The following is a 9,337-nucleotide window of genomic DNA, read 5'->3' on the forward strand; positions in this document are numbered from 1 at the left end:
GGTGAACGGTCTCGAGCGAGACCAGCTCTTCGTCGCGCTCACGCGCCCGCAGATGTTCGCCGGGGTTACCTACAGCTATTTCATCGCCAATGCTGTGATCGCGACCGAGCTGTTCCTGATCTTCAAGTCGCCATGGGCGATCGTCGCGGCCTTGGTGATCCATTTCATCGGCGTGATCCTCTGCCTGCGCGAGCCGCGTTTCTTCGACCTGTGGATCACGCGGCTCGGCCGCTGCCCGCGCGTACGCAACCATGCGATCTGGCGATGCAACTCCTACCGGCCCTGACCCGCGACCCCGAAGTGGTGCGCCGCGAGGCGCCGGCCGGACGCCACTTGCCCTATGCGCGCCATGTCGACGATCGGACGATCGAGACGCGCGACGGGATGCTGTTCCAGGTGATCCAGCTGCGCGGGCTGCTGTTCGAGACCGCGGACACCGAAGAGATTAACTATCGCAAGCGCCTGCGCGACGCGATGCTCCAGTCGATTGGATCGTCGCGCTTCGCGATCTACAACCATGTCGTCCGCCGCCGAGTAGATGCCGAGCTGCCCGCGGCGTTCCCCGACGCCTTTTCGCAGCGGCTCGACGCATCGTGGAGGGCGCGGCTCGCGCAGAAGCGGCTTTACGTCAATGATCTGTTCCTGACGATCGTCCGACGACCGCTGCAGGGGCGGATCGGCATCCTGGACCGGCTGCGCGGCGGCCAGGCCGAAGCCAATAGCGGCCACGAACTGCGCCAGCTTGATGTTGCGCGCGATGCCCTGCTCGCCGCACTCGGCAGCTATGAGCCGAGGCTGCTGAGCGTCTACCAGACTCCGCAGGGCCCGTGCTCCGAACCGCTCGAATTCCTCTCCTCGCTCTACAATGGCGAGCTGCGCCCGGTGCTGCTGCCGTTGCAAGATCTCGGCGCCTATCTGCCCTATCGCCGCGTCAGCTTCGGGCAGGAGACCGTCGAGCTCGGCCCGACGGGCACGCAGCCGCGCAGCTTCACCGGCCTGGTCTCGATCAAGGACTATCCCGGCCAGACTGCGCCGGGGATGCTCGACGAGCTGCTTCGCCTGCCCTTCGAGCTGACCATTTCGCAGAGCTTCGGCTTCGTCGAGCGTCAGGCGGCGCTGTCGCGGATGAACCTCGCGCTGCGCAGGATGCGCTCGGCCGAAGACGAGGCGGTCAGCCTGCGCACCGAGCTGTCCGGCGCCAAGGACGATGTCGCCGCCGGCCGCGCCGGCTTCGGCGAACATCACATGACGATCGCAGTACGCGGCGACACCCCCGCCGAAGTCGATGAGGGGGTGGCCGAGACGCAGGCGGTGCTCGCCGACATGGGGATCATCGCGGTGCGCGAGGAGATCGCGCTGGAACCCGCCTTCTGGGCGCAGTTTCCCGGCAACTTCAAATATATCGCGCGCCGCGGGCTGGTCTCGACCGGGAACTTCGCCGGTTTCGCCAGCGGGCACAATCTCCCCCAGGGCCGCGCGACCGGCAATCACTGGGGCGATGCAGTCACGCTGTTCGAGACCACCGCCGCCGGGCCCTATTATTTCAACTTCCACCAGGGCGATCTCGGCAACTTCACCGTGATCGGGCCGTCGGGCTCGGGCAAGACGGTGGTGCTCAACTTCCTGCTTGCCCAGGCACGGAAACTCGATCCGCGGATCATCTTCTTCGACAAGGACCGGGGCGCCGAGCTGTTCCTGCGCGCGATCGGCGGGCGCTACGATCTGTTGCGCCCGGGCACGCCTTCGGGCCTCAACCCACTCCAGATCGACGACACTCCGGCCAACCGCCAGTTCCTGATCGACTGGATATCGCTGCTCGTCGGCGGCGCCGATATCGAGGAGATCGCGCGGATCAAGGATTCAATCGACGCCAATTTCGATCAGCCGCTCGAACAGCGCCGCCTGCGCCACCTCGCCGAGCTGTTCCGCGGCGGCCATCGCCCGCACGCCGCCGATCTCTGGGCGCGACTGCGGCCGTGGTGGGGCGAAGGCGAGCGCGCCTGGCTGTTCGACAACGAGCGCGACGAGACCGATCTCGACGCGCGCACCGTCGGCTTCGACATGACCCAGATCCTCGACGATCCGGCGATGCGCACCCCGGCGATGATGTATCTGTTCCACCGCGTCGAGGAGCGGCTCGACGGAACTGCGGCGATCATCGTGGTGGACGAAGGCTGGAAGGCACTCGACGACGACGTGTTCGTGCGGCGGATCAAGGATTGGGAAAAGACGATCCGCAAGCGCAACGGCATCGTCGGCTTCGCCACGCAGAGCGCGCAGGACGCGCTGGAGAGCCGCATCGCCAGTGCAATCATCGAGCAGGCCGCGACGCAGATCTTCATGGCCAATCCCAAGGCGCGCGCGGCCGATTATATCGAGGGCTTCGGGCTCACCGCGCACGAATTCGAGCTGGTTCGCACGCTGCCCGACAATGCGCATTGCTTCCTAATCAAGCATGGCAATGAAAGCGTCGTTGCGCGGCTCAACCTGACCGGCGAGCGCGAGATCCTGACGATCCTTTCAGGCCGCGAGCGCACCGTCCGCCTGCTCGACGAAATCCGCGCGCACAGCGGCGACGACCCCGCCGTCTGGCTGCCGCTGCTGATGGACGTCGCATGAGCATCGCCTGCCCCGGCATTACCGACGGCGCGTTCCTGCATAGCGTGCTGCTGTTCGTCGATTGCCAGGCGCAGACGCTGGGTGCGCAGGGCTATCTCGCGCTGTCCGCACCGGGCTCGCCGCTGGCACTGCTTCTCACCGGCATGCTGACGTTGTTCGTCGCGTTCTTCGGCTATCGCATGCTGTTCGGCGATATGCCGGGCGCGCGCGATGGCGTGCTGGCGCTGGTCAAGATCGGCATCGTTCTGGCGCTCACCACGAGCTGGGCCGCCTATCGCACGCTCGCCTATGACATCGCCTTCCACGGTCCTGCCGAGCTGGTCGCCGGTATCGGCGCCCCTGCCGGATTGCCCGGCACCACCGGCGACATGGCCGTCCGCCTCGAGCTGGTCGATGACGCGCTGATCGAGCTCGGTCGCCTCGGCAACGGTCCGGCAGTAGCGGTGCGCTCCGGCGTCGACGGGCAGGAAGTGGTCACGCCGGTGCCGCAGGAACCGCCCAGCATCTTCGGCTCCTTCGCACTCGGCACCGCGCGGCTGGTGTACCTTACCGCGACGATCGCCGGTTTTGCCTCCGTGCGGCTGGTCGCCGGGCTGTTGCTCGCGCTCGGCCCGTTCTTCATAGCCTTTCTACTGTTCGATGGAACGCGCAGCCTGTTCGAGGGGTGGATTCGCGCGCTCGCCGCGGCAGCACTTGGCGCGATCGCCGTGACGATATTGCTCGCCGTCGAGCTCGCCTTGCTCGAACCCTGGCTCGCCGATCTGATCGCCCGTCGGGGCGCGCAGCTCGGCATCGGCGGCGCGGCCACCGAATTGCTGGTCGTCGCGCTGGCCTTCGCCCTTGCGCTGCTGGCGGGGCTCGGCATGGCCGCGCGCCTCGTTCTCGGCTTCCGCCTGCCGGCCGCCTGGCGCGCGGCGCCGGGCCAGATCGCTACCGGATGGCGCGGCGGCGACGCATTCCAGACAGTGCAGCCTGCCCGCGAGACGCAAGTGCCTTCGGCGCAGCTTTCGCGCGCCGCCGCGGTGGCGGAAGCCGTCGCGCACGTCCAGCGGCGCGAAGCAGCAGCGGCGCAGGCGAGCATGTCGGGGACGGCTTCCCATAGCGCGACAACCAAGGCATCGGGACGCGACATGCCGCAATCGCCCCCTGCCCCGCTCGGCCAGAGCCAAAGCCATCGCCGCCGCGCGCAGGGCCGCGTGTCCGCCAGCGCCGGGCGAAGGGACCGCACCGCATGAAGAACAAGTCGCGCGAGGCGCTCGACGCCTATTATCGTGAAGCGGGCAGCTGGGCCGAGGACCAGCAGACTGCCTTGCGCGCATCGCGCCGCACGGCATGGATCGTCGCTAGCGTCGCCGTCGCGGTGTCGCTGATGCTGGCGCTCGCCCTGCTGATGCTGACGCCGCTCAAGATAGTCGAGCCCTATACGCTGCTCGTCGACAAGCAGACCGGCTTCGTCCAGGCGCTCAAGCCGCTCGATGCGCAACAGGTCAGCGGCAATACCGCGCTTACCCAAAGCTTCCTCGTCCAATATGTCATCGCGCGCGAGAGCTTCGACATTTCCGCAGTGCAGTCCAATTACCGCAAGGTCTCGCTCTGGTCGCAGGGCGATGCGCGGACCGCGTATATCGCAGGCGTCCAGGCTTCGAACCCGGACAGCCCGCTCGCGCGGCTCCCCCGCACCACGGTGATCGAGACGCGGGTGAAGAGCGTCTCGCCGATCGGGCAGAATGCCGCGCTGGTTCGCTTCGACACGGTGCGGCGCGATGCCGGTGGCCGCACCGAGGCGCCGCGCGCCTGGGTGTCGGTGATCCGCTATCGCTATTCGGGCGAGCCGATGAGCCTGGAAGATCGCTTCGTGAATCCGCTAGGCTTCGAAGTGACGCGCTACCAGCGCAACGCCGAAGCCGCGCCGACGCCCGAACCGACTCCGCTGCCCAAAACCCAAGCGACCCCTGCTGCGCTCGTTCCCGCTACACCCTCGCCGCTGCCGGCTCCGCGCCCGGCGCAGCCCGAAGTCGAATTGTGAGGGCGTGGCTCGCCGCCTTGCTGTTGCTCGCGCCGCCGGCTGCGCTGGCGCAGGCCGATACCCTGCCGCCGCCGCCCAATCCGCGCTTCCAGTCGGTTGAATATAGCGCCGACACGGTGTTCACCCTGCGCGCCGCCCCGGGCTATCAGATCATCGTCGAACTCGCGCCCGACGAACGCGTCGAGAATGTCGCGGTCGGCGACAGCAGCGGCTGGCAAGTCACCGCCAACCGCCGCGGCGATCGGCTGTTCGTCAAGGCGGTGCGCGGCGACGTGAGCACCAACATGACGGTGATCACCGACGCGCGGCTCTATTCGTTCGAGCTGGTGCCGCTGCCTGGGCCACAGCCCGACATGGCCTATGCCCTGCGCTTCCGATATCCGACGCCCGCCGGGGCGACGGCCGAGGCCGCGCCCGAGCCGCAGCTGGGCCGGTACAAGATGCGCGGCACCAAGGCGCTGCTCCCGAGCGGCATGCACGACGACGGCGTCCACACCTATATCGAATGGCCGCCCGAGCGCTCGCTGCCGGCAATCTATGCCGTCAACGACCAGGGCAAGGAAACCCTCGTCAACGGGATGATGCGCGACGGGCGAATGGTGATCGACAGCATCCAGGCCAAGCTGATCTTCCGCATCGACAATCGCAGCGCGACCGCGGTGCGCGTCGTCGCCAGAGGCCGCTGATGGCGACGCTTCCGCCCGCCGCCGATCCGCGCTCGACCAGCGAGGCGACTGTCCTCCCGATGGTAGCGCGGCCGCGCTCGGGGCCGCCGGTCTGGGCGATCGTGTTCAGCGTGGCGGTGGTCGGCCTGTTGCTGTTCGTCGTGCTCGATGCCCGGCGCCGCGCGCTCACTGCGCCCGCGATACGGCCCCGCCCGGCCGATCTGGTGACGACGCCCGCACCGCCGCCTTCGCTCTATGTCCCCCCGGAGCCGGCACCACCGCCGCCGACCGTGATCGTCCGCGAGGTTCAGGTCCCCGCGCCCGCGCCGCCCTATCGGCAGCCGCCGCCGCAAGTCGTCTACATGCCCCAGCAGCCGCCACCGCCGCCGATGCCGATACCGCCGGCGCGGGTGACGTCGGAAGCCGCGCTGGTGATCGACACCACCGGCCCGGCACCCGCCACAGGCCCGGGACAGCAGGGCGCTCCCGGCCAGATCGCGCAGATCGGCGGTCCGGCTAATATGAACATCGCCGGCGCGCGCGTCGGCGCCGGCGTGCTGGCGAACCGCCCGACCACGGTGCCGCAGGGGACGCTGATTCCCGCGGTGCTCGAGACCGCGCTCGATTCGACTCGGCCCGGCCTCGCCCGCGCGATCGTCTCTCGCGATGTCCGAGGCTTCGACGGGAGCCGCATCCTGATTCCGCGCGGCAGCCGGCTGATCGGCGAATACCGTTCGGACGCGGAAGCGGGCCAGAACCGGATGCTGGTCAACTGGGTCCGGCTGATCCGCCCCGACGGCGCGACGATCGCGATCGGTTCGCCCGCCAGCGACACGCTGGGCGGCGCCGGCATCAAGGCCAGCGTCAACAGCCATTTCTTCGAACGCTTTGCCGGCGCCATCCTGCAATCGGCGCTCGATATCGGCGTCAATCTCGCTTCGCGCTCAGTCGATTCACCCGTCGTGGTGCTGCCGCAGTCGCAGGCGGGGATCGTCCGCTTTCCCAATCAGGTGCGGCCGACGCTCAAGGTCAAGGCTGCGACGAGCATCTCGATCTTCGTCGCGCGAGACCTCGACTTCACCGGCGTCGAAGCGCGATGAGCGCCGCCGCGCTGGAGCGCGAAGGCCAGGTCTATCTCCGTTCGTACCTGGCGCCGCTCACCGGCATGCTGGCGCGCGCCGACGTTACCGACATCTATGTCAACCGGCCGGGCGAAGTCTGGATCGAGACGCTGGGCGGAGCGATCGAGCGCCACGATGCACCCGGGCTCGATACGCCGACGCTCGAGCGGCTTGCGCGTCAGATCGCCGCGCTCTCGCACCAGGGCATCAGCCGCGAGCATCCCTTGCTCTCGGCGAGCCTGCCCGACGGCGCCCGGGTGCAGGTGGCCGGCCCGCCGGCGACGCGCGGCCCGATGGCGATTGCGATCCGCAAGCATCTCTCGTCTGATCTGACGCTGCAGGATTATGTCTCGGCCGGCGCCTTCGACGCTACGATGCGCGGCAAGGCCGGCGGCCCCAGCGAGGTCGACGCGCAGCTAGCCCGCCTCCTGGCTAACGGAGACATCGCCGGAACCCTCGCCACTGCGGTCCGCGCTCGCAAGAACATTCTGGTGTCCGGCGGCACATCGACGGGCAAGACGACCTTCCTCAACGCATTGATCCGCGAGATTCCGGCCGAGGAGCGCCTGATCCTCATCGAGGACACGCCCGAGCTTAAGCAGCACCACGACAATCTCGTCGGCCTGCTCGCCGTGCGCGGGGCATTGGGCGAGGCTCAGACCAGCGTCACCGACCTGCTCGCGGCGTCGCTGCGCATGCGCCCCGACCGCATCATCCTGGGCGAGTTGCGCGGCGAGGAGGCCTATGCCTTTCTGCGCGCGATCAACACCGGGCACCCGGGCTCGATGACCTCGGTTCACGCCGATTCCGCCGAGCGGGCAGTCGAGCAGATCGCGCTGCTGGTGCTCCAGGCCGGCACGAGGCTGGGCCGCGAGGACGTGCGCGAGTATGTCCGCAGCACGGTTGACGTATTCGTGCATCTCGCGCGCAGCGGCGGCAAGCGGCGCGTTGCCGAGATCCTGCTTGCGTAGAACCTGCGCGATCGTTTGCGGGGAAGGATCGCGACAAAAACGTGCGGCGTCCGCGAGTTGCGGGACGTCATGGTCGGCCGCCGGAAACAGGTAAGCGCGGCCTCCGACGACGGAGGTGCGACTTCGCCCGCGATTCCTGGGGCGCTGCGTTTTAGACGCAGAAAAGCCCGCGAGGGGTTAGCCAGGCGGGCTTTTGTGTTTGGTTGCGGGAGCAGGATTTGAACCTGCGACCTTCAGGTTATGAGCCTGACGAGCTACCGGGCTGCTCCATCCCGCGGCAATTGATTTGCCAGTCGAGCGCCGGAGCGCTTGTGCGATCTGACGTTGTGAATGGGTTTTTCGAGAATTTGGATTTGCGCGCACACGGGCTTCAATGCCTGGCGACGACCTACTCTTCCATCGCTTGAGCGATAGTACCATCGGCGCAGTCTGGTTTCACGGCCGAGTTCGGGATGGGATCGGGTGGTTCACAGACGCCATAGCCACCAGGCAATGGAGCCCGTGTGGGATGTCCAAGGACATCCTGAGCGCAAATTCGGGTTCAAATCGATACCGTGCACCGGTGTAATTGCGAGCTGTAGATGATCATCCGATCAAGCGACGAACGCTGGAGGTTATCCAGAGCTGTCATTGATGGTGAGACTCTCAAGCGCGAATAGGACAATTAGTATCGGTTAGCTCCATGCGTTACCGCACTTCCACATCCGATCTATCAAGGTCGTGGTCTTCGACCGTCCTAAGAAATCTTATCTCGAGGGAGGCTTCCCGCTTAGATGCTTTCAGCGGTTATCCCGTCCATACATAGCTACCCTGCTGCGCCGTTGGCACGACGACAGGTACACCAGAGGTATGTTCAACCCGGTCCTCTCGTACTAGGGTCAACTCCTCTCAAATTTCGACGCCCACGGCAGATAGGGACCAAACTGTCTCGCGACGTTCTGAACCCAGCTCACGTACCACTTTAATTGGCGAACAGCCAAACCCTTGGGACCTGCTCCAGCCCCAGGATGTGATGAGCCGACATCGAGGTGCCAAACAACCCCGTCGATATGAGCTCTTGGGGGTTATCAGCCTGTTATCCCCGGCGTACCTTTTATCCGTTGAGCGATGGCCCTTCCACGAGGGACCACCGGATCACTATGACCGACTTTCGTCTCTGCTCGACTTGTCAGTCTCGCAGTCAGGCTGGCTTATGCCATTGCACTCTAACAGCCGGTTTCCAACCGGCCTGAGCCAACCTTCGCGCGCCTCCGTTACTCTTTAGGAGGCGACCGCCCCAGTCAAACTACCCGCCACAGAGGGTCCCAGCACCGGATAACGGTGCGTGGTTAGACATCAGAAACAAACAGGGTGGTATTTCACATTGTGGCTCCACACGGGCTGGCGCCCATGCTTCAAAGCCTCCCACCTATTCTACACAGTTTCTTCCTAATGCCACTCTGAAGCTGCAGTAAAGGTGCACGGGGTCTTTCCGTCTAACCGCGGGTACTCCGCATCTTCACGGAGAATTCAATTTCGCTGAGCATGTCCTGGAGACAGTGGGGAAGTCGTTACGCCATTCGTGCAGGTCGGAACTTACCCGACAAGGAATTTCGCTACCTTAGGACCGTTATAGTTACGGCCGCCGTTTACCTGGGCTTCATTTCGGAGCTTGCACCCCTCCACTTAACCTTCAGGCACCGGGCAGGCGTCAGACCCTATACGTCGTCTTGAAGCCGACTTAGCAGAGCCCTGTGTTTTTGCTAAACAGTCGCTACCCCCTGGCCTGTGCCCCCTCAAAAAGCTTGCGCTCAGTGAGGGCCTCCTTCTTCCGAAGGTACGGAGGCAATTTGCCGAGTTCCTTCAGGACACTTCTCTCAAGCGCCTTGGTATACTCTACCTGACCACCTGTGTCGGTTTCGGGTACGGTCTATACGGTGGGGCTATTTCCCGGGA

7 protein-coding genes, 1 tRNA gene and 2 rRNA genes (1 of these 10 running past the window's edge) are annotated in these 9,337 nt (G+C 65.9%); 7 read left to right on the plus strand and 3 right to left on the minus strand.

Translation table 11 applies throughout. The features are described 5' to 3' along the window. Nucleotide 1: 1 nt before the first annotated feature. From BXU08_RS13340 to virB11, 7 genes are read left to right on the plus strand one after another with little or no spacing between them, the layout of a single operon-like run. Nucleotides 2-286, plus strand: coding sequence for a type IV secretion system protein VirB3 (locus BXU08_RS13340; protein ID WP_077510501.1), 285 nt, complete (start codon nt 2-4; stop codon nt 284-286). Then, nucleotides 265-2,619, plus strand: coding sequence for a VirB4 family type IV secretion/conjugal transfer ATPase (locus BXU08_RS13345; RefSeq protein ID WP_077510502.1), 2,355 nt, complete (start codon nt 265-267; stop codon nt 2,617-2,619). The genes BXU08_RS13340 and BXU08_RS13345 overlap by 22 nt, the downstream gene beginning before the upstream one ends. After that, the gene (locus BXU08_RS13350; RefSeq protein WP_077510503.1) at nt 2,616-3,854 is read left to right on the plus strand and encodes a type IV secretion system protein; all 1,239 of its coding nucleotides are present in this window, start codon (nt 2,616-2,618) and stop codon (nt 3,852-3,854) included. The genes BXU08_RS13345 and BXU08_RS13350 overlap by 4 nt, the downstream gene beginning before the upstream one ends. After that, the gene (locus tag BXU08_RS13355) at nt 3,851-4,645 is read left to right on the plus strand and encodes a virB8 family protein (protein WP_077510504.1); all 795 of its coding nucleotides are present in this window, start codon (nt 3,851-3,853) and stop codon (nt 4,643-4,645) included. Before BXU08_RS13350 ends, BXU08_RS13355 begins: the two co-directional genes overlap by 4 nt. Continuing rightward, nucleotides 4,642-5,331: a TrbG/VirB9 family P-type conjugative transfer protein gene (locus tag BXU08_RS13360; RefSeq protein WP_171982519.1), complete on the plus strand. Its 690-nt coding sequence runs from the start codon at nt 4,642-4,644 to the stop codon at nt 5,329-5,331. Before BXU08_RS13355 ends, BXU08_RS13360 begins: the two co-directional genes overlap by 4 nt. Next, nucleotides 5,331-6,410, plus strand: coding sequence for a TrbI/VirB10 family protein (locus BXU08_RS20370; RefSeq protein ID WP_253190376.1), 1,080 nt, complete (start codon nt 5,331-5,333; stop codon nt 6,408-6,410). The genes BXU08_RS13360 and BXU08_RS20370 overlap by 1 nt, the downstream gene beginning before the upstream one ends. Continuing rightward, entirely contained in the window at nt 6,407-7,402 is a 996-nt protein-coding gene (virB11, locus tag BXU08_RS13370) for a P-type DNA transfer ATPase VirB11 (RefSeq protein WP_077510506.1), read from the plus strand. The genes BXU08_RS20370 and virB11 overlap by 4 nt, the downstream gene beginning before the upstream one ends. A gap of 200 nt (nt 7,403-7,602) precedes the next feature. Here the strand turns inward: virB11 and BXU08_RS13375 are convergent. From BXU08_RS13375 to BXU08_RS13385, 3 genes are all read right to left on the minus strand, one after another. Next, nucleotides 7,603-7,679, minus strand: a tRNA-Met gene (locus tag BXU08_RS13375). A gap of 98 nt (nt 7,680-7,777) precedes the next feature. Beyond that, nucleotides 7,778-7,892: ribosomal RNA gene (rrf, locus tag BXU08_RS13380) — 5S ribosomal RNA — on the minus strand. A 154-nt stretch (nt 7,893-8,046) separates the two neighbouring features. Beyond that, nucleotides 8,047-9,337: ribosomal RNA gene (locus BXU08_RS13385) — 23S ribosomal RNA — on the minus strand; it runs 1,504 nt beyond the window's last position.

The sequence above is a fragment of the Sphingomonas sp. LM7 genome (assembly GCF_002002925.1).
Lineage (GTDB): Bacteria > Pseudomonadota > Alphaproteobacteria > Sphingomonadales > Sphingomonadaceae > Sphingomonas.